General features: G+C 49.0%; 1 protein-coding gene. It reads left to right on the plus strand.

What is annotated here, in order from left to right:
* Positions 1–1020 (plus strand): tyrosine-type recombinase/integrase (locus tag D1841_RS17290; RefSeq protein WP_160643608.1); only part of this gene is annotated, 1020 nt, incomplete at its 5' end.
* Positions 1021–1333: the final 313 nt, after the last annotated feature.

Consider the following 1333-nt stretch of genomic DNA (forward strand, 5'->3'; position numbering starts at 1 on the left):
ATGAGATTGCCCAACGGCTATGGTTCAGTTGTGAAGCTGTCAGGCAAGCGCCGCCGCCCGTATATGGTCAGGGGCGGGGTGTATGGGTATGACGATAGGGGTTATCCCCAATATGACGTTGTGGGTTACGCTGAAACACGGGAACAGGGCTTGACCATGTTGGCAGAATACAACCGCAACCCTTGGGACGTGGAGAAGGCCAAGATCACCCTGAAGGAACTGTTTGAACTCTGGAAAGAGAAAAAGGCCCCCAAGCTGGGAACGTCCAACCGGCAATCCCTTTGTTCAGCGTTCAAGCATTGTTCAACTTTAGTGAACAAGCCCTATAAACAAATCAAGGCTTTCCAAATGCAGGAAGCTATTGACGGTTGCGGCAAGGGGTACAGTACACAAGCGGCAATCAAAAACCTTTGGGGGCATCTTGACCGGTTCGCTTTAGAACTGGATGTGATCAACCGCTGTTATTCTGAATTGTTGACTTCTGATCCGGTGCCGCCCACGTCTAAGCAACCTTTCACGGATCAGGAAGTTGAAACGGTTTGGGCGCATCAGGCGGAACCTTGGGTGGATAGTGTGTTGGTATTCCTCTATTCCGGTTGGCGGATTTCAGAATTGCTGAACCTGAAGAAATCCGCCGTTGACTTGGAAGTCGGAACCATGACAGGCGGAACCAAAACCAAGGCCGGGAAAAACAGGGTTGTTCCTATTCATTCCAAGATCAGGCCCTTTGTGGAAGCCCGTATGGAACAGCCGGGGGAATATCTGTTCAGCTATGCCGGGAAGAAGTGTTCAGAAAGCCAATACCGGGCATTGTGGGCCGGGTTCATGACTGAATGGAGTATGGAACACACCCCACACGAAACCCGCCACACCTTCAGAACCCGCCTTGGATCAGCCGGGGCCGATCAGAAGTGTTGTGATTTACTTATGGGGCATACCTCCAAAGATACCGGCAATAGAACCTATAACCACAAAACCCTTGAAGAACTGAAAACCGCTATTGAACTGATAAAGGGGTGATTGAAATGTTCAAAGTTCCGAAAAAGTACCAAGCCGCCATCAAAGCGGTTTACCAAGATGAAGATGGTATTTGGTGCATCCTAAACCCCGGTTGGGTTCATGGGGTAGATGAAACCCAAACCATTCATTGTGAAACTTATAAGGAACTCCGGTCAGAACTGCCAGATATTAAACGGGTTTCAACTCTGAACTAATAACACAAAAGTAACAAAAAATCCGGGAACCCCTGAAAAATCAAGGGTTCCCGGATTTTGTACAGTTATTATACCATAAGCGCAAAGCGCGTTGGTATCTGCCCATCGCCCGTCTGACC

This window comes from Neglectibacter sp. X4 (assembly GCF_009917365.1).
In the GTDB taxonomy this organism is placed as follows: domain Bacteria; phylum Bacillota; class Clostridia; order Oscillospirales; family Acutalibacteraceae; genus Acutalibacter.